The 19705-nt window shown below is 66.3% G+C and carries 20 protein-coding genes; 10 read left to right on the top strand and 10 right to left on the bottom strand.

The window, feature by feature from the left end:
- Positions 1-2 precede the first annotated feature (2 nt).
- Genes EV675_RS29750 through EV675_RS19915 form a run of 4 tightly spaced genes read right to left on the bottom strand, consistent with a single transcriptional unit; the run spans position 3 to position 3647 of the window.
- Entirely contained in the window at positions 3-452 is a 450-nt protein-coding gene (locus tag EV675_RS29750; RefSeq protein WP_165404668.1) for a nuclear transport factor 2 family protein, read from the bottom strand.
- Positions 446-1690 (bottom strand): aromatic ring-hydroxylating oxygenase subunit alpha, encoded by a 1245-nt coding sequence (locus tag EV675_RS19925; protein WP_130359096.1) that lies wholly within the window; start codon positions 1688-1690, stop codon positions 446-448. The genes EV675_RS29750 and EV675_RS19925 overlap by 7 nt, the downstream gene beginning before the upstream one ends.
- Positions 1687-2487 (bottom strand): TlpA family protein disulfide reductase, encoded by an 801-nt coding sequence (locus EV675_RS19920; protein ID WP_130359094.1) that lies wholly within the window; start codon positions 2485-2487, stop codon positions 1687-1689. Before EV675_RS19920 ends, EV675_RS19925 begins: the two co-directional genes overlap by 4 nt.
- A gap of 23 nt (positions 2488-2510) precedes the next feature.
- Complete coding sequence (locus EV675_RS19915) at positions 2511-3647, bottom strand: acyl-CoA dehydrogenase family protein (RefSeq protein WP_130359093.1); 1137 nt, start codon at positions 3645-3647, stop codon at positions 2511-2513.
- A 133-nt stretch (positions 3648-3780) separates the two neighbouring features.
- Between EV675_RS19915 and EV675_RS19910 the strand changes: the two genes are divergently transcribed.
- Entirely contained in the window at positions 3781-4575 is a 795-nt protein-coding gene (locus EV675_RS19910) for an IclR family transcriptional regulator domain-containing protein (RefSeq protein ID WP_165404667.1), read from the top strand.
- Between the two features lie 48 nt (positions 4576-4623).
- On the opposite strand, the gene fhuE is transcribed toward EV675_RS19910, so the two are convergent.
- The 3 genes from fhuE to EV675_RS19895 all read right to left on the bottom strand — a co-directional run bounded on the left by fhuE (position 4624) and on the right by EV675_RS19895 (position 9036).
- Positions 4624-6807, bottom strand: coding sequence for a ferric-rhodotorulic acid/ferric-coprogen receptor FhuE (fhuE, locus tag EV675_RS19905; protein WP_130359089.1), 2184 nt, complete (start codon positions 6805-6807; stop codon positions 4624-4626).
- A 133-nt stretch (positions 6808-6940) separates the two neighbouring features.
- Positions 6941-8170: a formyl-CoA transferase gene (locus tag EV675_RS19900; RefSeq protein WP_130359088.1), complete on the bottom strand. Its 1230-nt coding sequence runs from the start codon at positions 8168-8170 to the stop codon at positions 6941-6943.
- Between the two features lie 77 nt (positions 8171-8247).
- A complete protein-coding gene (locus EV675_RS19895) occupies positions 8248-9036 on the bottom strand; it encodes an alpha/beta fold hydrolase (protein ID WP_165404666.1) in 789 nt (262 codons plus the stop codon).
- A 170-nt stretch (positions 9037-9206) separates the two neighbouring features.
- Between EV675_RS19895 and EV675_RS19890 the strand changes: the two genes are divergently transcribed.
- From EV675_RS19890 to EV675_RS19875, 4 genes are all read left to right on the top strand, one after another.
- Positions 9207-10064 carry an IclR family transcriptional regulator gene (locus EV675_RS19890; RefSeq protein WP_130359084.1) on the top strand — a complete coding sequence of 286 codons (858 nt, stop codon included), beginning with the start codon at positions 9207-9209 and terminating at the stop codon, positions 10062-10064.
- Positions 10065-10182: 118 nt separating this feature from the next.
- Positions 10183-11154, top strand: a complete 972-nt coding sequence (locus EV675_RS19885) for a Bug family tripartite tricarboxylate transporter substrate binding protein (protein WP_130359082.1) — start codon at positions 10183-10185, stop codon at positions 11152-11154.
- 19 nt (positions 11155-11173) lie between these two features.
- Positions 11174-12280 carry an LLM class flavin-dependent oxidoreductase gene (locus EV675_RS19880; RefSeq protein WP_242621505.1) on the top strand — a complete coding sequence of 369 codons (1107 nt, stop codon included), beginning with the start codon at positions 11174-11176 and terminating at the stop codon, positions 12278-12280.
- A 12-nt stretch (positions 12281-12292) separates the two neighbouring features.
- Positions 12293-12796 (top strand): flavin reductase family protein, encoded by a 504-nt coding sequence (locus EV675_RS19875; protein WP_130359080.1) that lies wholly within the window; start codon positions 12293-12295, stop codon positions 12794-12796.
- A gap of 183 nt (positions 12797-12979) precedes the next feature.
- Here EV675_RS19875 and EV675_RS19870 read toward each other — a convergent pair whose 3' ends face one another.
- From EV675_RS19870 to EV675_RS19860, 3 genes are read right to left on the bottom strand one after another with little or no spacing between them, the layout of a single operon-like run.
- Entirely contained in the window at positions 12980-13960 is a 981-nt protein-coding gene (locus EV675_RS19870) for an alpha/beta hydrolase (RefSeq protein ID WP_130359078.1), read from the bottom strand.
- Positions 13957-14565, bottom strand: a complete 609-nt coding sequence (locus EV675_RS19865) for a cupin domain-containing protein (RefSeq protein WP_130359076.1) — start codon at positions 14563-14565, stop codon at positions 13957-13959. Before EV675_RS19865 ends, EV675_RS19870 begins: the two co-directional genes overlap by 4 nt.
- A gap of 28 nt (positions 14566-14593) precedes the next feature.
- Positions 14594-15565 carry a Bug family tripartite tricarboxylate transporter substrate binding protein gene (locus EV675_RS19860; protein WP_130359074.1) on the bottom strand — a complete coding sequence of 324 codons (972 nt, stop codon included), beginning with the start codon at positions 15563-15565 and terminating at the stop codon, positions 14594-14596.
- Positions 15566-15707: 142 nt separating this feature from the next.
- Between EV675_RS19860 and EV675_RS19855 the strand changes: the two genes are divergently transcribed.
- The 5 genes from EV675_RS19855 to EV675_RS19835 all read left to right on the top strand — a co-directional run bounded on the left by EV675_RS19855 (position 15708) and on the right by EV675_RS19835 (position 19667).
- On the top strand, positions 15708-16637 hold the full coding sequence (locus tag EV675_RS19855; protein ID WP_130359072.1) for a LysR family transcriptional regulator: 930 nt from the start codon (positions 15708-15710) through the stop codon (positions 16635-16637).
- A gap of 73 nt (positions 16638-16710) precedes the next feature.
- Positions 16711-17112 (top strand): RidA family protein, encoded by a 402-nt coding sequence (locus EV675_RS19850; RefSeq protein ID WP_130359070.1) that lies wholly within the window; start codon positions 16711-16713, stop codon positions 17110-17112.
- A 2-nt stretch (positions 17113-17114) separates the two neighbouring features.
- Positions 17115-18071 carry a Bug family tripartite tricarboxylate transporter substrate binding protein gene (locus tag EV675_RS19845; protein WP_130359068.1) on the top strand — a complete coding sequence of 319 codons (957 nt, stop codon included), beginning with the start codon at positions 17115-17117 and terminating at the stop codon, positions 18069-18071.
- Between the two features lie 63 nt (positions 18072-18134).
- Positions 18135-18821: a GntR family transcriptional regulator gene (locus tag EV675_RS19840; protein WP_130359066.1), complete on the top strand. Its 687-nt coding sequence runs from the start codon at positions 18135-18137 to the stop codon at positions 18819-18821.
- Between the two features lie 150 nt (positions 18822-18971).
- Positions 18972-19667 (top strand): PAS domain S-box protein, encoded by a 696-nt coding sequence (locus EV675_RS19835; RefSeq protein WP_130359064.1) that lies wholly within the window; start codon positions 18972-18974, stop codon positions 19665-19667.
- Positions 19668-19705: the final 38 nt, after the last annotated feature.

The following is a 19705-nucleotide window of genomic DNA, read 5'->3' as shown; positions in this document are numbered from 1 at the left end:
CCTTACACGGGCAGGAATATCGGGGTATGGACGATGTCGCCGAACAGCACGACTTCGCAGTGGCGGATGCGCAGCTTGCCGTCGTGCCGGGCAAGCGCCATCCGATAGACGCCGCAATAGGAGGGCCTGCCGTCCAGCCAGACCGTGAAGGAGGCCGTCGTGTGCGTGGCATCGTGGTTGCAGCGCACCCCGCCGACCGTGTGCACGCTGCGGCGGCGGTCGCGCTCCGCCCCGGAGACGATGCGGGCGCGCAGCCGCTTGAGGTCTTCGCCGATGATCAGGACGTTGTTGCCCTGTTCGATTTCGGCTTCGCGTGCCACCAGGTAGTAGCCGTCGGGGGTGAACAGCTCCAGCCATGCGGTTCCCCGCCTGCGGTCCAGCAGGCAGGCATATTCATCGAGCAGCGCGGTGACTTCCGGGTCGACCCGGGTGTCGTCGTCGAATGTCAGCATGTCGGCGCTCCCGCGGCTTCGTCCACTCCCATGTACTGCCGCCAGCCTTTCCACAGCGCCCGCACGGCGTGGTCGTCGGCGGGGCCGCCTTGGGGGTCGGTCCTGTCGATGCCGCGGCCGATGTTGATGCGGCCGCCGGCCCGGGCCTGCAGCCCTTTCTGGACGCGGGAGAAGACCAGGATGTCGTCGACACCGGCCCGGCCGCCGGGGCCCCAGGAATAATGGAAGCGTTCGCCGATCGCCCGGCGCTGTTCCTCGGTGGCGGACACGGGGGCCAGGCAATAGGTCAGCACATTGGTCTTGTCTACGCTGACCGGCTCGATGATCCGGAAGCTGGTGACGTCCCAGACCGGGTTGTACAAGGCGATGAAGCTCGGGAAGATGCCCAGGTAGAGACGTCTTTCGCGAAGCGTTTGAATCGTCAGCGTGCGAATGTCGTCGCATTGGTCGAACGCCCCGTGGATGCCCAGGTCCAGGGAAAAGCGCGACCCCTCTTTTTCCTGGAAACCGCTGGTTCCTTCCATCTGGAACAGCGCGGCGCGCTGCGTGAACGCGTAGTCGTGCAGATACTCGGCGTGATAGTCGTCGAGCGTGTTCTCCATCAGCAGCTTCCAGTTCGCGTCGTAGCTGTAGCGATAGGCGCCCAGCGCCACGAGCTCCTGGCCCGCATAGGCGCCGATCTCGGCCAGGTGGGGCGCGGCCAGGCCCAGGTAGGCCACCAGCGGCGGCGCGTCGGGGTCCAGGCAGCCGAACCACATGCCGGCATGGACTTCGAAACGGGCAACCGGGACCAGGCCGTTCTCGGCGAAGTGGAATCGGTCGCCGTAGGCTTCGACCTTGGGAACGCTGATCAAGCCGCCTTGCGTGTCGTAGGTCCAGTGGTGGTAGGGGCATTTCATCTTTTCGCACTGGCCGGCCGGCGCGTCGACGAGCAGCGTGCCCTTGTGGCGGCAGGTGTTCAGGAACAGCCGCAGCTGGCCGTCCGCGCCGCGGATCGCGATGACGGGTTCGCCCGCCAGCTCCGCGGTACGGAACTCGCCAGCCTGCTTCAGCTCGCTGTCGTGGGCGATGAATTGCCAGGTATGGGCAAAGATATCGCGCTGTTCGAGCGCAAAGATGCGGGGGTCGGTGTAGCACCGGCGGTCCACGTAGAGCGGGCCGGCCGCGAGACCTTGCAGCACCGGGTCGGCCGATCGTACGGACCTTGCGGTGTCCGGCGGGGATGTCGTGGCGTTCATGCCTTGTCTCCTGCCCCGGGCTCGGCGCGCTCCGCTTCCACGCCGGGGATGGGACCCATCGCCCGTTGTTCGAGGCCGATGAAGTCCATCAGTTTCTTGATGCGGGCGTTGGCGGTGGGGTCGAAGGGCTCGCGCAGCGGGCGGATGCGTTCGCTATACGTCTTCTTGATCGTCTTTTCGGTGGGGGACCTGGCGTCCCACAGCGCGGCATCGTCCAGGACCTGGGGCAGTTCCGAGGCGTCGAGCCACGCCGACTTGTAGACCACGATGCCCGCGCGATTGACCAGGAACACCGGATTGTTGAATTGCGGGTCGACCCAGGCGAGCTGGTTGGCGCCGTCCAGCGCGTCGATCAGCAGCGGAAACGGGAAGGGCTCCTGCTCGCGGAGCCGGGCGGCATTGCGGCGCTTCTCGTCCATCGAAGCATGGGCGCCGATGCGGCTGCCGGGATGGGCTTCTCGCGTATAGACATAGCAGAATTCCACCGCCTGCGAATACTGTCCGTAGAGCGAAACAAGGCTGGGCGTGGTGGTGCGGATGTTCGTCACGCACGGCGGGCACGCCAGGCTGCCGAAGACCACGAGTACGGACTTGCGCCCCCGGTAGGCGTCCAGGTCGAAGGCGGGGCCGTCCAGGGTTTCGCCTCGCAGCGGCGGCGCTTCGCGGCCCAGCGGCGCGCGGGCGCGGAATGACGCGATCAGCTCGGACCATTGGTCGCTCAGCGCGCCGCCCAGCGGGTCCGTTTGCCATGCCCTCGACCAGGACACGGGGTGGGGGGTGTTGTATTCGGATGTCATCGATGGGTTTCCTTTGCGTCGGATCAGGAGTGCGCCAGTTCGAAAGGCAGGCCGAGCTCGGCCTGCCCGACCATGACCGCGCCGAAGTGGTGCCGGCGGTGCAGCGAATGGACATCCATGTCGCGCATCATGCGTTCCAGCGGAAAGGATCTGAAGAAGGCCGTGCTGCCGACCAGCTGGCCGGCGACTTCCTTGAATCGCTGCAGGCAATCGACGGCCAGGTACTTGGCCTCGTTGCTCTTGAGCAAGCCCTGGACCATGTCATGGCGGGCCAGGTTGACGGCGTGGTAATACAGCAGCCGGGCGGCGTCGATCCTGGCGCGGATCTCGCCGACGTACATCTGGTAGACCTGGGTATCGACCTGGCCGCGTTGCCGCATGTAGTCCACCGTCCACTGGAACATGGCCTGCAGCGTTCCGAGGTAGTTGGCGGTGAAGCCGAAGTTGATCTTGCCCAGCCAATGTTCGGTCAGGAACGCGCCGGGACGCGCGAGTACGCAATCGTCGGGCACGAAGCAGTCCTTGAAGGTCAGCAGGGGGCTGACGCAGGCCCGCATTCCCGCGGGGTTCCAGAACACTTCATCGATGTCGAGTCCGGCGCTTTCCCGGTGGACCACCACCGTCTCCAGCAGGTTGGTCTGCTCGTTGCGCACATGTACCGTCAGCCAGTCGCTGCGCGAAGCGTTCGTGGCGTAGTGCTTGACGCCGGTGATCGACAGGCCGCCACGCACGGGACGGGCCACCGTGCCGCCACGGCCGCCGCCCGGCTCCGAACCGGCGCCCACCAGCAGCCGGCCATGTTCTTTGGTGGGCGCGAGAAAGCGCGCAACCTGTTCGTCGGTGCCGAATGCCCGGACGATCTGCGCGGCGTTGCTGTGGACCTGGAAGCAATGGGCCGTCGATGGATTGCCCATGGCCAGCCGCTCGATGATCAGAAAGTAGGAAAGCGGATCGTCGCCATCGAAGCCGAATCCCAGGCCGCCATCCTTGCGCGGCAGCGTCGACAGCAACAGCCCTTCGCGATGCAGGTCGCGGAAATCGGCATCGGGAAACTCGCCCCGTTGGTCCAGTTCCGCCGCGCGCTTGGATATGGACGAAAAAACCAGTTCGTCGACTCTGTCGACCAATTCCTGTTGCCGGGGACTGAACACTGTCTCCATGACGTCTCCTCGCCTTCGGTTATGATTGTGCACTAGATGAAAATGTGTGCGTTTAGTGAAAATTATGGTCGCGGTGTGTCCGGACTGTCAAGCGGTATGCTCCGCACTTGCAGGAAGACCAAGAAAGGCAGAGATGACGACGAACGAGGAATCGAGAGACCCGCAGAGCTACGTGCGCGCGCTGGCGCGCGGCCTGGCGTTGATGGAGGCATTGGGAGGGCACCCGCGAGGCAGATCGCTGACCGACCTGGCACAGGAGGCCTCGCTGGATCGGGCCACGGCGCGGCGCCTCCTCCTGACCCTGGGTTCGCTGGGCTATGTCAGGAATGAAGACAGCCGCTACATGCTGGCGCCGCGGGCGCTCAGCCTGGGCTATGCCTATTTGTCGTCCTATCCGTTCTGGGACGTTGCCCGGCCCTTGATGGCGCGGCTGACCGAGAAGGTGCACCAGAGCTGTTCAGCGGCCACGCTGGACGGGCCCTACGCCGTATACGTGGCGCGGATCCGGAGCAATCCCCATATCGTCGATGTCAGCCGGACCGTCGGCAGCCGGGTGCCGGCCTATTGCACGTCGCTGGGGCGTGTCTTGCTGGCGGCCCAGCCCGTCGACGTGCAGCGGGACTTGCTGCGCCAACTGCCGCCCGCGCGCAATACCCTCCACACCGTGGTCGACACGGACCTGCTGCTGGACATGCTGCGGGAGATCGGCGGGCAGGGCTGGGCGCTGGTCGACCAGGAACTGGAGCCGAACCTGCGATCGCTGGCGGTGCCGGTGCGGGATGGCGCCGGGAAGGTCGTGGCGGCCTTGAACATCAGCGTGCCCGAGGGAAGGGCGTCGGCGGAGGAGTTGCTGGCGAACTATCTGGAGCCGCTGCGCAAGACGGCGGATGAACTGACCGCCGCATTGCGGGCCAGGGAGTCGGCATAGAAAGCTGCCGGTGCCGCGGTTCCGGCACGCCTTCCTGGCCCGTTCGGTTCAGAACTTGTACTTCAGGCTGACCGTGACGTTGCGCGGCGCGCCGTAGGTAAGCTGGCTGTAGGCCGCGAACATGCCGTAGTACCGCTTGTCGAACAGGTTGTTGATGTTCAACTGCGCGGTCATCTGCTTGTTGATCTCGTAGCGCGCCATCAGGCCGACCAGGGCGTAGTCCTTCTGCTCGACCTTCTCGACCGTGCCCAGCGGGTTCGTCGCGTGCGTGTAGGTCTTGCCCTGCCAGCTCAGGCCGCCGCCCAGCGTCAGCCCGCTCCATGCGCCCGGCAGGCGGTAGGTGGTGAACAGGCGGAACAGCCGGCGCGGGTACAGGCTGTTCACGTCCGTGCCGTCGGCGGCCTTGGCCCGGAAGTGCGTGTAGCCGGCGCTCAGGTTCCAGTTGGGGGCCAGTTCGCCCGCGACTTCCAGTTCGAAGCCCTTGCTGGTCGCGCCATCCACGGCGCGATAGGCGGTCTCGGGCGGGTTGGTCCCGGGCACGGTGTCGGTGGTCTGCTGCGCCAGGTTGTTCTGCTTGATGTGGAACACCGACGCGGAGGCATTCACCCGGCCATCCAGGAACTCGCCCTTGATGCCCGTTTCCATGGCCTTGCCCTTGACCGGGTCGAGGTAGCGGCCGGTCACGTCGCGCGCGTTCTGGGGCAGGAAGATGTCGGTGTAGCTGGCGTAGAGCGAGTACTGGTCGTTCAGGTCGTAGATCACGCCGGCGTAGGGCGTCAGCTCGTTGTCGCTCTTGACCTCGTAGGCGCCGCTGTAGGCCACGTCGCCTTTCTTCCGGTAGTTCGTCATCCGGGCGCCAAGGATCACCTTGAGCGGATCGGTCACATTGAAGCGCGCGACGCCGTAGATGGCCTGCTGGGTGGTAGTGCCGTTCTCGTAGAAGGTGGGAGCGCCCCAGCTGGGTTCCGGAAAGGTGCCGTTCCAGGCGTTGAAGTCCGGCGCGAGGCCGCCCGCGGGATTGGCCGCGCGGGCATCGGCGTTGAACTTCTGGTTGGCGTAGACGTAGCCGAAGGCCAGCTGATGCTTGCGTCCCAGCAGCTCGAACGGACCGTCGGCCTGCACCGCCACGTCGTCCTGCGTCGTCTTGACGTCATAGGAGCCGGCGAAGGTGGTCATGCCCAGCCCGGTCGTCCGGTCGGGCGCGCCCGACAGATAGAGCAGGTAGGAGTCGGCCTTGCGTTCGCTGCGGTTGTAGCTGAGCTTGACCCGCCAGTCGTTGTCGAAGCGGTGCTGCAGCGAGGCGAAGTACGTCTGGTAGGTCGTGTCCCAGCGCGTCCAGTCGGCCGCCGCGCTCTTGGAGCGGTCCCAGTTGGTCGGGGTGCCGTCGCTGTACCACAGCGGCAGGCCGCCCCACATCGGGCCGCGCGCCTTGGTCTTCTGGTAGCTCAGGCCCGCCGTCAGCAGGGTGTTGCTGGTCAGGTCGGCTTCCAGCGTGGCGAACAGCGTCTGGTTCTTGTTGCTGAGCCGGTCGACCCAGCTGTCGCGTTCGGCATGTTCGCCCACCACGCGCAGCCGCACCGTCTTGGCGGTATTGACCGGCGTGGACAGGTCGACCATGCCGCGGCGCTGGTTCCAGCTGCCCAGGTCCAGTTCCGCGGCGCCGGTGAATTCCTTGCTGCTGGCCCGTTTGCGGACCATGTTGACGGCCGCGGAAGGGTTGCCCGAGCCGGTGGTCAGCCCGGTTGCGCCGCGCACGATTTCCACGCGGTCGTAGGTGACCAGGCTGCTGAAGATCTCGCCCGAGCTCCAGGGCTGGTCCCAGGTGGTCGGCACGCCGTCCACCATCAGCGCGTTGATGTCGAAGCCGCGGGCGTTGAACTGGGCGCGATGGGTCTCGTACTGGTTCACCGAGACGCCCGTGGTGTTGTTCAGCACGTCGGTGATGGTTTGCAGCCTCTGGTCTTCGAAGCGCTGCTGCGTGACCACCGTCACCGACTGGGGCGTGTCGCGCAGGCTCAGGCCCAGCGGGGTGGCGGTGCGGGAGGGGCCTGTCGTGGTGTACGACCCGGTGCCTTCGGTGGTGGCGGGGTCTTCGCCCTGGGGGGAGGCGTTCACCGTGATTTCCGGCAGCACGGCTGGTGCTTGCTGCGCCAGGGCGGACAGGGGCAGGGCTGCGGCAAGGCACAGGCTGAGTCGTTTGAGTCGAACGGGTACGGTTGGGCGGGCTGCCATTTTCTCCCTCGTGATGGTCGGTTTGAGTTCCCCAATTAATTGTAATGATAATTGTTTTTATTTGTGCTTATGTTTACTTTTTTCTCGGGTGTTTGCCGACGGCAACAGCCGGCATCGGAGCGGAAGGGGGCTGCTAGCCGACGACGCGCCTTTCCCGCAGCGCCTGGATCGCGGCGTCGTCCAGTTCCGCGACGCCGTGCAGGACCGCGTCCGTGTGCTCGCCCAGGTAGGGCGCGCGTACGATGTCCACCCGCGAGCCGGACAGCCGGATGGGCATGCCGACGGTGGCCCATGGGCCGCGCCCGGCATCGTCGATGTGTACGTACATGCCGCGCTGCCGGACGTGTTCGTTGCCGGCCAGTTCGCCCGTGCCCAGCACGGGTCCGCAGGCGACGCCCAGCTTCGCCAGGGCCTCGAACATCTCCGTCTTCGTGTGGCGCCTGGTGACCGACTCGATACAGGCCCAGAGCTCGTCCTGGTTGCGCTGCCGGGCGGCCGGCGTCGCGAAGCGCGGATCGCGCGCCAGCGCCTCGCCGCCCAGGAAGCGGGCCAGGGGTTCCCAGGCATCGTCCTGAAGCACGATGTAGAGATAATCGTTGGGGCCTTCGGGACGGCACCGGACGGTGTTGCCCGGCAAAGCGCCGCCGGAATGGTTGCCGGCGCGGGGCAGGTCGCCGCCGGCGCCGGGCGGGGTACCGTTCGTCTCGTGGGCCAGCCGCTGGTGGTCGCGCCATTTGATGCGGCCCAGGTTCATGACGGCGTCCATCATGGCGCATTCGACCCGCTGACCCAGGCCGGTGCGTGTGCGCTGGTGCAAGGCGGCCAGCAGGCCGATGGCCAGGTGCAGGCCGGTGCCCGAGTCGCCGATCTGCGCGCCGCTGACGGTGGGCGCGCCGTCGGCCGTGCCGGTCACGCTCATCGCGCCGCCCATGGCCTGGGCGATGTTCTCGTAGGCCTTGAGGTCCTTGTAGGGGCCGGTGTCGCCGAAGCCCTTGATGGATCCGACGATCAGCCCCGGCTGGGCGGCATGCAGGGTTTCCCAATCCAGTCCGAGCCTGTCCATGACGCCCGGCGCGAAGTTCTCGACCAGCACGTCGCAGCGTTCGGCCAGCCGCAGCAGCAGTGCCACGCCTTCGGCCTGCTTGAGGTCGATCACCACGGACTGCTTGTTGCAGTTGAGCATCGTGAAATACAGGCTGTCGATGCCGTCGGCGTGCCGCAGGTGGTGGCGGGTGATATCGCCCCGGGGCGGTTCGACCTTGATGACCTCGGCGCCCAGCCACGCCAGCAGCTGGGTGGCGCTGGGGCCGGCCTGGACATGGGTCAGGTCGAGTATCCGGACGCCATGCAGCGATGTCTCCATTCTGGAATCCTTATCCATGGGCCGGGCGAAAAAAAACAGGCCGCAGCCTGTTCGGAGTGTATTGCAGGGCGGTGTGCCTAGCGCGATCCGGCGTAGCGCTCGACGTGTCCGGCGAAGCCCGCGGGATCCTCGATCATGGGAAAGTGTCCGCAGCCATCCATGATGGCCAGGCGCTCGGCCGGCAGGGCCTGGCGCAGCGCGTCCAGGCTGTCGCCCACCGGACCCTTCGAGCCCAGGATCGCGAAGGTGGGCACGCGGGACCGGGCCAGCCCCTGCGGGGCGTCGTACTCGCGCAGGGCCCACATCGCGTCCATCATGGTGTGCGCGCCGGCCTTGCAGCGGTCGATGTTCCAGCGCTGGTGCAGTGCCGGCGTCAGGTTGCCGACGCGCGCGGCCACGTTGTCGAAGGTCTGGACGGGCAGCGCGAAATTGCTTTCCACGTAGGCCCAGCGGTCCGCCCAGGCCTGGGCCGGGCGGATGGGCGTTTCCACCAGGATGACGGCGCGCATTCTTTCCGCGTGGTGCTCGGCCAGGGCCAGGCAGACGACGCCGCCTATGGACGTCCCCAGCACGGTGGCCCGGGCGAGTCCGTGCTCGTCCATGAATGCGACTACCGCGCGGGCATACATGGGGTAGGTCCAATGGCGGACGAGCGGGTCGGAGTCCCCCTGGCCGGGCAGGTCGATGGCGTACACATGGTGGCGCCGGGCCAGGTCCTCGATCACGAACTGGAACTCGAAGACGGAGCTGCCGTTGCTGTGCAGCAGGATCAAGGGTTCGCCCCGGCCGGCCTCGACGTAGTGCAGCCGTGTGTTCTCCAGTGCCGTGAAACCTTCCTTCCACCGCGGATCCGAATGTCCAACCATGCTCGTGCCTGCTCCAGGTCCTTGTCCGCCGGGCGCCGGCGGGACGGGTTCATCGTGCGGCCAGTCTAGCCATCGGGGTCCGGCGCCATCAACGGCGTCGCGGGCGATTTCCCGCGGTCCTGGGAAATATTCCGTATCATGGAAACATTCTTCAAGATTTGCAGCGAGACATGGCCACGAAGACATCGACGGCGCGCATGGAAGGCGCGCAAAGTACCGCCCGCGCGGCATTGCTGCTGCGGACGCTGGCCACCTTCGGATCCATGGGCGCGCCGCTGATGGACATCAGCCGGCTGACCGGCCTGCCCAAGGCCACGGTCCATCGCCTGCTGGCGGCCATGGTGGACGAGCGCCTGGTCGAACGCCCGACGGGCACGCGCAACTACCGGCTGGGGCCGGACGTCTTCGCCTTCGGCATCGCCGTGCGTTCCTGCTTCGACCTGCAGCCGCTGGCCGGGGCCTCCCTGGCCCGCCTGGCCGAAGGGACGGGTACCGCGGCGTACCTGGGGGTGCGCAGCGGCTACGACATGCTGTGCCTGGACAAGCACGTGGCCGTGGCCGACGAGGCGGGCCTGCTGCTGGAAGTGAACGACCGCTGGCCGCTGGGCATAGGTTCGTTCAGCCTGGCGGTGCTGGCTTTCCTGCCCGAGCCGGAAATCCAGGACGTGATCGGCTTCAACCGCCGCCGTGTCCGCCCCGAGGACACCCTGACCTTCGAACACATCGCCGGGTCCATCGTGAAGACCCGCCGCAACGGCTACGCCCGGCGCACGATGCGCTCGTACAAGGGCAACGCCGGCGTGGCGGTGCCGATACTGGATGAGCGGAACTATCCCATCGGGTCCTTGTGCGCGGTGGCCGAGGCCAGCCGCATGAAGGGCGGCTACCTGCAGGAACTGGTGGGCAGGCTGCGGCACGAGGCCGCGCTGATCGCCAAGCTGTACGAAGGCGCGCGGCTGCAGCAGCAACAGGAAGAGAAATGGCGCGTGGCGGTGCGCGGGTCGGGGTCGCGGCACCTGCTCGGGTAGGCGGATCCGGCGCTGTCCGGTCGCCTTTGTTAATTCCATAACATGGAACTTTGACCATTCTTCCCGCAGATCCTCCTGCCTATACTGGCGTCAACCAAAACGACAGGAGGAGACCACCATGTCCGTGCACCGCTGGCTTGCGGGATCGATGCTGGCCATCGCGGCGATCGCCGCGCCCTGGGCCGCGCATGCCAACGATACCTACCCGGATCGCCCCGTCCGCCTCGTCGTGCCGTTCGCGCCCGGCGGTTCCAGCGACATCGTCGGACGCGTGTTCGGCGAATACCTGCAGAAGAAGACCGGCCAGCCCGTGGTGGTCGAGAACCGCGCCGGCGCCAACGGCATCATCGGGACCCGCTACGTCAAGGAAGCGGCGCCCGACGGCTATACGCTGGAGCTGAGCACCAACACCACGCACGCCGCCAACGTCAGCCTGTACAAACAGCTTCCCTACGACGCGATGGCGGACTTCGAGCACATCGCGCCCTTCGGCCTATCGGCCTCGGTGGCCATGGTCAGCAAGGAGTCGGGCATCGCTTCCGTCCGCCAGTTGGCGGAGTACGCCAAGGCGCATCCCGACAAGGCCTTCTTCGGCTACTACAACTCGGCCTCGCAGATGTCCGGCGAACTGTTCCGGCTGAAATCCGGCGCGCCGCTCAAGGGCGTGTCCTACAAATCCATCGGCAACGCCACCTCGGACCTGCTTGGCGGCCACATCCAGGTGATCTTCATGGAGTACCTGCCGGCGGTCGGCCAGATCCCCGGCGGCAAGCTGGTGCCGCTGGGTGTGACGGCCAGCAAGCGCTACGGCGCCTGGCCCGACGTGCCCACCATTGCCGAGACCTACCCGGGATACGAGCTCGACTTCCACCTGGGACTGGTCGCGCCCAAGGGCACGCCCGCGCCTATCCTCGCCAAGCTGCACGCCTGGATGGACGAGGCCGCGCACGACCCGGCCTTCGTCGCCAAGCTGAACGAACTGGGGATGGAGCCGCTGCCCATGAGCCGGCAGGAATACGTGCGCTTCTCGCGCGAAAAAATCGACTACTGGGCCCGCCAGGTCAAGGCCGCCGGCGTGCCGCCGCAATGACACCGCAACGAGATAGGACATGGACATGCGCCTGGGTTACTTCACGATGCCGCTGCATCCCCTGCATCGCAATCCCACCGAAACCCTGCAGGAAGACCGCGAGGCCATCATCCTGGCCGACAAGCTGGGCTTCCACGACGCCTTCGTGGGCGAACACCTGACCGACCAGGCCGAGAACGTCACTAACAGCCTGCTTTTCCTGGCTACCTTGATCCCGGTGACGACACGGATCAAGCTGGCCTCCGGAACCTCCAACCTGTCGCACTCGCATCCCACGCTGCTGGCCGCCCACGCGGCCATGTTCGACCACCTGGCCAAGGGCCGCTTCATCTTCGGCATCAGCCCCGGCGCGCTGGCGTCCGACGCCGAGGCGCTCGGCATCCTGGACCAGGACCGCAACCGCCTGTTCGCCGAAGCCATCGACGTCATCCTGGCCATCTGGGAAAAGAACGCCCCCTACGACATCGACCTGCCCGACAATCGCTTCAAGGTCACCACGGCCGGCACCTGCGCCTTCGAGATCGGCCGCGGCATCATGCCCAAGCCCTACCAGCGGCCGTATCCCGAGATCGTCGGCACCGTGGTCGCGCCGTTCTCCAAGGGCGTCGTCGCCATGGGCCGGCGCGACTTCCACCCCATGTCCGCCAACTTCCTGTTGGCGCACTGGCTGCGCAGCCATTGGGACAACTACGCCGAAGGCAAGCGCTCGGTGGGCGTGGAGCCCGACGTGGCCGACTGGCGCATCGCCCGCACCATCTTCGTGGCCGACGACGACGCCACCGCGCGGTCCTACGGCAAGCGCGACGCCAACAGCCCCTACCGGTACTACTACAAGCAGATGCTGACCAAGATGAAGATGTCCAACCGACACGTCATCTTCAAGAAGCACCGCGACGAGGACGACAGCGCCGTCACCCTGGACCGGCTGGTCGACGAACTGGTGATCGCCGGCACCGTGGACGAGGTCGTCGACCAGATCCTGGCGCTGCGCGAGACCGCGGGCGACTTCGGCGAGATCGTCTACGCCGGGATGGACATGGTGGACAAGACCCTGGCCAACCGGTCGATGGAACTGATGGCCACCCAGGTCATGCCCCGGGTCAACGCCGCCATCGGCGGCCGCTAGCGGGAGCCGGCCATGGCGCTGAGCGCGGAAGAATTCCGGCGGATGATGCGGCGCTATCCGGCCGCCGTCACCGTCATCACCACCGGCCAGGCGCCCGACCGGTCCGGCATGACGGCCACCGCGGTGATGTCGCTGTCCATGGAGCCGGTGCAATTGGTGTGCGCCATCAACCGCTCTACCTATACGCACGAGCGGCTGGTACGCCACGGCCGGTTCTGCGTGAATGTGCTGGAACGCGGGCAGATCCGGGTGGCCAAGCGGTTCGCGGGGCAGGGCGGCATGGCGGGCGAGGCCCGGTTCGGCGCCGATGACTGGACCAGTGCGCCGTCGGGCGTGCCCATGCTCAAGGGCGCGGTACTGGCGTTCGATTGTGCGCTGGTACAAAGCGTGGAGGCGGGCACGCACACCTTGATCGTGGGGGAAGTGCAGGCGGGGTGCCGCAGCGGGGAGTTGCAGCCGCTGTTGTATGTGGATGGGGGCTGGGCGGGGGTCGAGCCGGTGGCGGAGGTAGGGTGACGAGGGGCATCCTCCACCGGCAGAAGGCGAGTCAATCAGGCTTCGTCGACGATACTGTCCATTGCGGCAAGCAGATCAGGGTCGCTTTCGATTGAAAAAAACGACCCTCGCAAGGGCCCCAAGATTTGCCAGATTCTGGGTAGCCTCGTGGCGTCGCTCGCTCCGGCCGTGGTAATTGCAGATCTACGTGAATAGCGATTCGCCTTCAGCCTTTGTGTCGGGCTGCCTTTGAAGGGGACCAGATACACCACCAAGGGCCCGTCCCATGAACACCGCCGCATCACGCGCAGCTCCGGCCGCCATTGGTACGCTTTCCGCATACCCCGAAAAACCATGAGGCATGCCCGGATAGACCGTCAATTCATGTTGGCGGTTCATTCCTGCCAATCGCCCCGCGAACATGCGTGAATCCTCGATAAGAGGGTCGGCATCCCCCACCCCCAGCCAGACCGGCGGAAAGTCGTGCAGCCCGGTTTTCGCGGGTACGACCGAGTCGGGAGGATGGGGCCATGCGGGGCCAAGGTATTGTTGCCATACCCATTTCGACTGCGGCCGCAGATTCTCTCGCGGACCGCCCAGGTTTCCGTAGAACAGGATCAAACAGGGAAGCGCCGCCGCGCGCCCGGCGTCCGCCAATCGGCGCCAAGTCAGAACACATAGCGAAGCGCCGGCCGATTCGCCCCACAGAACTGCGCGGGCGGGTAGGTCCAGGTCGTTCGCATGATCCAGCAACCACTCCACGCCAGCCACCACATCATCGCGCTGTGCCGGAAACACATGCTCCGGCGAACGCCGATAATCCAACGCGACCACCGATCGCGAAGTGGCATTGGCAATGCCCCGGCAGACCGCCTCGTGCGAATCCAGCCCGCCCGCCCACCAACCCGCTCCCCGCACGAACACGACAAAAGCGTCGTCGCGGCAGATAGCCGGCCGATATAAACGTGCGCGCATATCACCCTGCGCACCCGCAACAGTCAGATCACGCGTGCTCGCAATGGGCGGCAACCGCGCATTGATCGCCGCAAAGTATCGATCCTGCTGAGCCCGTGCCTCGGCCAGCGGCAGCACAGTGGGATCCGCCTGGGCGCACCCAGCAGCCTTGAGGCGAGCAAGCTCGGCGGCAATCAGGGGATCGAGAACTGGAAGCGGTGCCGCCGTCATGCCTGAGCCTCCTGCCGCATGCTCTTGGGCACCAGGGAAAAATCCCAGCCATTGTTCTCCATCTTGTCCAGCACATCGGCACCGTACTGGTCGATGATCTTCTGCCGCACGGCGGGCAGGCGGCCGACGTCGTCGAAGTCTTCCAGCTGGCCCTGGATGATCACGAGCAGATGGGCGTCCTGGTCGGAGATGTTGATGAACTGGCGGGCGACCTTGGGGGGCATGGCGATCATGTCGTAGGGGGCCAGTTCCACGCTTTCCTGGCCTTCGTCGCCCCAGCGTATCAGCCACCGGCCGGAAAGCGCCATGAAGGTTTCGTGGGTCTTCCAGTGCACATGGAGTTCGGGGCCGTCGTTGGGCGCGGCAACGGCGAGGCCGACGCGGATGACGCCCTTGTCGCCGTCGACGATGGCGGGGTTGGGGGAAAGCCGTCCGGGCAGGGAGGCGGGCGCCATCAGCACGTAGTTGGCCTTGGGGTTGAATATGCGCAGCACGTCGGCGGGGATGCCCAGGTTGTCGTTCCAGTGGGCGGAGCGCGGTTTGAGTTTGTCGAAGCGGGCGATGCGGGATTGCATCTCGTCCTGGGTGGGGCAGAGGGTCTTCATGACGGTTCCTGGTGGCAAGGGAAGGGGCTCAGTTCTGCACGCTGATGGCCGCGTCGGACACGACTTTTTTCCAGGCGGTGTAGTCCTGCTTGATGAAGGCGGAGAAGTCGCGCGGATTGGAATAGACGACTTCGATGCCGTTGTCCGCCAGGCGTTTACGGACCTCGGCGGCCGAGAATCCGCGTTTGATGGCGGCGGAGATCTTGTCGACGATGGGCGATGGCGTGCCTTGCGGCGCGAGGACGCCGTACCAGGTCGTCACGACCATGTCGGGTAAGCCGACTTCGACCGCCGATGGGGTGTCGGGCAGCAGGGGTTGGCGTTCCCGGGTCAGCACGAACATGGCTTTCAGTTGCTGGCCTTTGATGAGCGGCACGGAGCTGGGCAGGCCGTTGATGACCATGTCGATCTGTCCGCCTACCGCCGAGGTTACGGCCTGCGAGGCGCCCTGGTAGGGAACGTGCAGGATGTCGGTGCCGGTCAGTGCCTTGAATTTCTCGAAGGCTAGATGGTTGGAGGATCCTGCGCCGCCCGAGCCGTAGCTGTACTGGCCCGGATGGGCGGCAAGCCTTGCGCGCAGCGCGGAAAAGTCATCCTGGCCGAACTTCTGTGGATTGACTACGAATACGTTGGGCACCTCGGCGACCATGGCCACGGGTGCCAGGTCGGCCAAGGGGTCGAAGCGCAGGCTCTGGTTGATGGCGGGGGTAATCGTCAGTGTGGGCGAGGTCAGCAGCAGGGTATAACCGTCGGGCTGGGCCTTGGCGACGTGTTCCATGGCGATGCGTCCGCCGGCGCCGGACTTGTTTTCCACCACGACCGGCTGACCCAGTTCCTGCGTCAATCGTTCGGCCAGCATCTGGCCGACGACGAAGGTGGCGCCGGTGGGAAACGGCAAGACCAGTTTGACGGGCTTGGCCGGGTAGTTCCCGGCATCGCCAGCAACCGCGAGCGTGGAACAGGCCGCCAACAGGGCGCCCAGCATCCATGTCGGTTTCATCGCTGTCTCCTGTGCTTGTGTTTGGCAGGGATGCTACGCGCCGCCGGACGCGGTGTCGGCGGGGTGGCGCTTATGAAGGAAATAAGCGGCGTCTAATGGGCGCAGGCTGGAGACTGCGCTTGCCTATCCCCGGGGAGTCCCTATGCATCCGTTGGCCAATGTCGACTTTCGCACCCTGCAGATTTTCCTGACGTTGATGACCGAGCGAGGGGTGACGGCTACATCGCTGGTGGTGGGCATTTCGCAGCCGGCCATCACGCAGGCGCTGAACAGGCTGCGCAAGACCTTCGGCGATCCGCTGCTGGTGCGCAGCCCGCAAGGCATGCAGCCGACGGAAAAGGCGTTGGCGCTGGAGCGCGAGATCAGGCGGTTCCTGGAGGAGGTTGCGCACATCCAGGCGTCGCAGCAGGATTTCGACCCTGCGCGCGAGCAGCGCGAGGTCGTGTTGACCGCACCCGAGTACCTGGAGCAATTGCTTTTGCCCGCCGTGGCCACGGTGCTGCGGCGCGACGCCCCGCGCGTCGCGTTGAGCATACGTTCGCCCGACCAGCGGCGCATCGATGCGCTGCTGGCCGCGGGCGACGTGGACTTCCGGCTGGGCTGGGTGCGCGATCCCCAGCCCTCGGTGCGGGCCATGCCGCTGTTCGAGGACGATGTGGTGGTGATCGGCGGACCCGGCAACCGGGCGCTGGCCGAGCCGCTGACGCTACCGGCCTATGTGGCCTTGCCGCACGTGCGGCTGCTGGGCAGCGGCCGCACCACCTCGGGACGGGTGATCGACGAGTTCATCAAGCAGCAGGGCCATAGCCTGGCGGTCTGTATTCATGCGCAAGGGTTGATGGCGCTGCTGGGCACGCTGATGGTGTCGGATGCCGTCGCGACGGTGCCGCGGCGCATGGCGCTGAAGATACGGGAGGTCTTTCCGGTGCGGATGGTCGATTTCCCGGGCCGCTTGCCGCGTGTCAGCAATGCCTTGTACTGGCACGAGCGTACCCAGCGCAGCGCGTTCCACCAATGGTTCCGGGGCGTGATCGGCGAGGCGGCCCGGCATGCCGCCGCAACGTACGCGTGACCGGGTAGCGGCGGCCGGGTTTTTATGGAATGATTGTGAAATATTACTGATATTTCACGTCAAAGGAGCCCCCATGCCTCGCAAGCAACGCATTCTCAGCCCCCACGTCGCCGAAGCCGCCCCCGGCCTCTGGTCCAACTGCCTGCAAGTGGGCGACACGCTTTACCTCTCCGGCCTGACCTCCCGCGCCAACGATGGCGACACCATCCAGGGCAGCGACGAATACGAACAGTCGCAGTACATCTTCACCAAGATCAAGCACTTGGTGGAAGCCGCGGGCGGCAAGATCGACGACGTGGTCACGCTGACGGTGTTCGTGACGCGCATGTCGGGCAACCAGGGCGTCTGGAAGGCGCGCCGCGAGTTCTTCACGGGCGACTTCCCGGCCTGCGCGCTGGTCGAGGTGAAGGGGCTGGCCAAGCCGGAGATCCTGGTCGAGATCCAGGGCCAGGCCCGCCTGGGCGCAGGGGGCTGATCATGAAGAAACTCGTGTTGGGCCTGGCGCTGTCGCTGGCATCCACCGCCCCGATGGCGCAGCCGTTTCCCTCGCAACCCCTGACGCTGATCGTGCCTTATGCCGCGGGCGGGTCGTCCGATGCGTTGGCGCGTGCGCTGGCCCAGGTGGTCGGCAAGGCGGCGGGGGTGACGGTGGTGGTGGAGAACCGTCCCGGCGGCGGTACGGTCATCGGCGCGCAGGCGCTGCTGGCCAAGCCGGCGGATGGGCAGACGGTGCTGATGATGGCGGCGAGTTTCGTCATCAATCCGTATCTGATCAAGAGCCTGCCGTTCGATGCGCGCAAGGATTTCCAGCCGGTGACGGCGCTGGCCTCGAATCCGCACGTCCTGGTGGTGTCGTCGAAGGTGCCCGCGCAGGACCTGAAGGGTTTCATCGACTGGGCGAAGGCGCAGCAGGGCAAGGCGAGTTTCTCGTCTTTCGGCAATGGGTCGTCGGGGCATCTGGGCTTCGAGCTGTTCAAGCAGCGCGCGGGCGTGGAGATGCTGCACGTGCCGTACAAGGGGTCGGCGCCGGCCACGATGGCGGTGTTGTCGGGCGAGGTGGACGCGACGCTGGGCGACGTGGGCGTGGTGGCGCCGCACATCGCGGCGGGCAAGCTGAGGGCGTTGGCCGTGTCCGGAACCAGCCGCTCGGCGGCGCTGCCCGGGGTGCCGACTTTCGCCCAGGCGGGGTTGGAGGGGTTTTCGTCGGAAACCTGGATGGGGCTGTTGACCCGCGCGGGCGTGGCCCAGGACCGGGTGGACCGGCTGCATGACCTGTTCGCGCAGGCCTTGAAGGATCCGGAGGTGCAGAAGACGTTGCAGCAGCAGGGCATGGAGGCCAAGCCCTCGACCCCGACAGAGTTCGCGCGTTTCCTGCAGCAGCAGTCGGACCAGTACCGCGTCGCGGTGGAGAAGGCGGGACTCAGGCCGGAGTGAGCCGGGGCAGGGCGCCCGCGAGGCTACAATCGCGGGCGCACCCGCCACGCATCATTGATCCGCATGCCCAGACCCTCGAAGACCTCGCGACCCGCCGCCTCCCGCGACGGCGATGAACATGCCGGCGGCTCGCTCTCGCTGGGCGAGCAGGCCTACGTGGCGGTCAAGCGGATGATCCTGTCGCACGAGCTGCGGCCGGGCGAGCACATCAATGTCGGGCAACTGTGCCAGCGGCTGGACCTGGGCCGCAGCCCCATCCATCTGGCGACGCATCGGCTGGCCCGCGAAGGGCTGGTGGAGATCCTTCCGCGCAAGGGCCTGCTGGTCAAGGCCGAGACGCTGGACGGTTTCCTGGAGCTGATCGCGGCGCGGCAGTTGATCGAGCCTTTTCTGACGGGACTGGCGGTGGATCACATGCGCCCGGAAATCGTGCAGCAGTTGCAGGAACTGGTGGATGCCGGCTGGGAACGCTATCGGGCGAAGGATCATGCGGGCGGCATGGAGATCGACCGGCGCTTCCACCATCTGCTGTACGAGACGGCGGACAACCGCACCCTGTCGGATTTCGCGGCGCTGCTGCTTGATCGTTCCATGCTGCTGTGGTTCCGCCCCAAGGTGGACGCGGGCGAGCGGGCGAACGTGGCGGAGCTGGAGGACCTGCTGGACTGTATCCGGCGCGGCGACCGCGCCGGAGCGGTGCGCACGATGGAAGCGCACGTGGGGTCGATCCGGCAGAAATACCTGGGTTGAGTCTTTCGCCTGCCACTGGTACTTGTACTTCGGACTCGTCACGTTGATCGCGATCTGCGCGCCCACGTACCGGACTCCCAGGCCGAATCCCATTGAGTAAAATCATGCGTCAGGTCTCCTTTGCGTGACCCCAATTACCCGAATGACCCGATGGCCAAGCTGCCGCCCGCCGAAGTCCTGGACCTGCTGCTAGATGCCATCTGCGTCGTGGACCACGACGGCCGTTTCCTGTCCATTACCGGGGCGGGCGAAAGCATCTTCGGCTACAAGCCCGAGGAGATGCTGGGCAGGCGCATGATCGAGTTCGTCCATCCGGATGACCGCGCGCGCACCTTGCAGGCGGTGGAGCGTATCGAGGCCGGTTATCTCCAGCGCTATTTCGAGAACCGCTACGTGCGCAAGGACGGCAGCGTGGTCCGTATCATGTGGTCGGCGCGCCTGTCGGACGACAAGGCGCGTCGGGTGGCGGTGGCCCGCGACATTTCCGCGCGCGACGACGTGCTGCCGGACGAACGCCTGCAACCGGCCGGGACGGCCGGCGAGGCATGGCGGCTTTCGTCGGCGCCGCCCAGCCTGACGCCCCCCGGGTTCGCGCCGATTCCGCTGTCGGGGCAGGACTACCGGGTGCTGCGCGCCCTGGCCAACGGCACCGGCGAATGCGTGACGCGCAAGGCCATCGTGCAGGCGCTGGGCGAGAATTTCCTGGACTACGACCAGCGCCGCCTGGACACGCAGATGCGCCGCCTGCGGCGCAAGGTGGAACAGGCGTGCGGGCTGGAACTGCCGGTGTCGACGGTGCGCAGCCAGGGGTTCAAGGTCTACCGGAAGATCGAAGTGGCCGACTAGGGGCCCGGGCCGGCTCTGTCAATGCAGATGTAACCACT

This window comes from Pigmentiphaga kullae, assembly GCF_004216695.1.
In the GTDB taxonomy this organism is placed as follows: domain Bacteria; phylum Pseudomonadota; class Gammaproteobacteria; order Burkholderiales; family Burkholderiaceae_B; genus Pigmentiphaga; species Pigmentiphaga kullae.
Note: the sequence above shows the minus strand (reverse complement) of the source record. Positions and strands in the feature narration are given on the sequence as shown.

Excerpts from the sequence above, each read along its gene's own strand:
- EV675_RS29750 (WP_165404668.1), bottom strand. The coding sequence starts at position 452 with ATGCTGACATTCGACGACGACACCCGGGTCGACCCGGAAGTCACCGCG.
- EV675_RS19925 (WP_130359096.1), bottom strand. The coding sequence starts at position 1,690 with ATGAACGCCACGACATCCCCGCCGGACACCGCAAGGTCCGTACGATCG.
- EV675_RS19920 (WP_130359094.1), bottom strand. The coding sequence starts at position 2,487 with ATGACATCCGAATACAACACCCCCCACCCCGTGTCCTGGTCGAGGGCA.
- EV675_RS19915 (WP_130359093.1), bottom strand. The coding sequence starts at position 3,647 with ATGGAGACAGTGTTCAGTCCCCGGCAACAGGAATTGGTCGACAGAGTC.
- EV675_RS19910 (WP_165404667.1), top strand. The coding sequence starts at position 3,781 with ATGACGACGAACGAGGAATCGAGAGACCCGCAGAGCTACGTGCGCGCG.
- fhuE (WP_130359089.1), bottom strand. The coding sequence starts at position 6,807 with ATGGCAGCCCGCCCAACCGTACCCGTTCGACTCAAACGACTCAGCCTG.
- EV675_RS19900 (WP_130359088.1), bottom strand. The coding sequence starts at position 8,170 with ATGGAGACATCGCTGCATGGCGTCCGGATACTCGACCTGACCCATGTC.
- EV675_RS19895 (WP_165404666.1), bottom strand. The coding sequence starts at position 9,036 with ATGGTTGGACATTCGGATCCGCGGTGGAAGGAAGGTTTCACGGCACTG.
- EV675_RS19890 (WP_130359084.1), top strand. The coding sequence starts at position 9,207 with ATGGCCACGAAGACATCGACGGCGCGCATGGAAGGCGCGCAAAGTACC.
- EV675_RS19885 (WP_130359082.1), top strand. The coding sequence starts at position 10,183 with ATGTCCGTGCACCGCTGGCTTGCGGGATCGATGCTGGCCATCGCGGCG.
- EV675_RS19880 (WP_242621505.1), top strand. The coding sequence starts at position 11,174 with ATGGACATGCGCCTGGGTTACTTCACGATGCCGCTGCATCCCCTGCAT.
- EV675_RS19875 (WP_130359080.1), top strand. The coding sequence starts at position 12,293 with ATGGCGCTGAGCGCGGAAGAATTCCGGCGGATGATGCGGCGCTATCCG.
- EV675_RS19870 (WP_130359078.1), bottom strand. The coding sequence starts at position 13,960 with ATGACGGCGGCACCGCTTCCAGTTCTCGATCCCCTGATTGCCGCCGAG.
- EV675_RS19865 (WP_130359076.1), bottom strand. The coding sequence starts at position 14,565 with ATGAAGACCCTCTGCCCCACCCAGGACGAGATGCAATCCCGCATCGCC.
- EV675_RS19860 (WP_130359074.1), bottom strand. The coding sequence starts at position 15,565 with ATGAAACCGACATGGATGCTGGGCGCCCTGTTGGCGGCCTGTTCCACG.
- EV675_RS19855 (WP_130359072.1), top strand. The coding sequence starts at position 15,708 with ATGCATCCGTTGGCCAATGTCGACTTTCGCACCCTGCAGATTTTCCTG.
- EV675_RS19850 (WP_130359070.1), top strand. The coding sequence starts at position 16,711 with ATGCCTCGCAAGCAACGCATTCTCAGCCCCCACGTCGCCGAAGCCGCC.
- EV675_RS19845 (WP_130359068.1), top strand. The coding sequence starts at position 17,115 with ATGAAGAAACTCGTGTTGGGCCTGGCGCTGTCGCTGGCATCCACCGCC.
- EV675_RS19840 (WP_130359066.1), top strand. The coding sequence starts at position 18,135 with ATGCCCAGACCCTCGAAGACCTCGCGACCCGCCGCCTCCCGCGACGGC.
- EV675_RS19835 (WP_130359064.1), top strand. The coding sequence starts at position 18,972 with ATGGCCAAGCTGCCGCCCGCCGAAGTCCTGGACCTGCTGCTAGATGCC.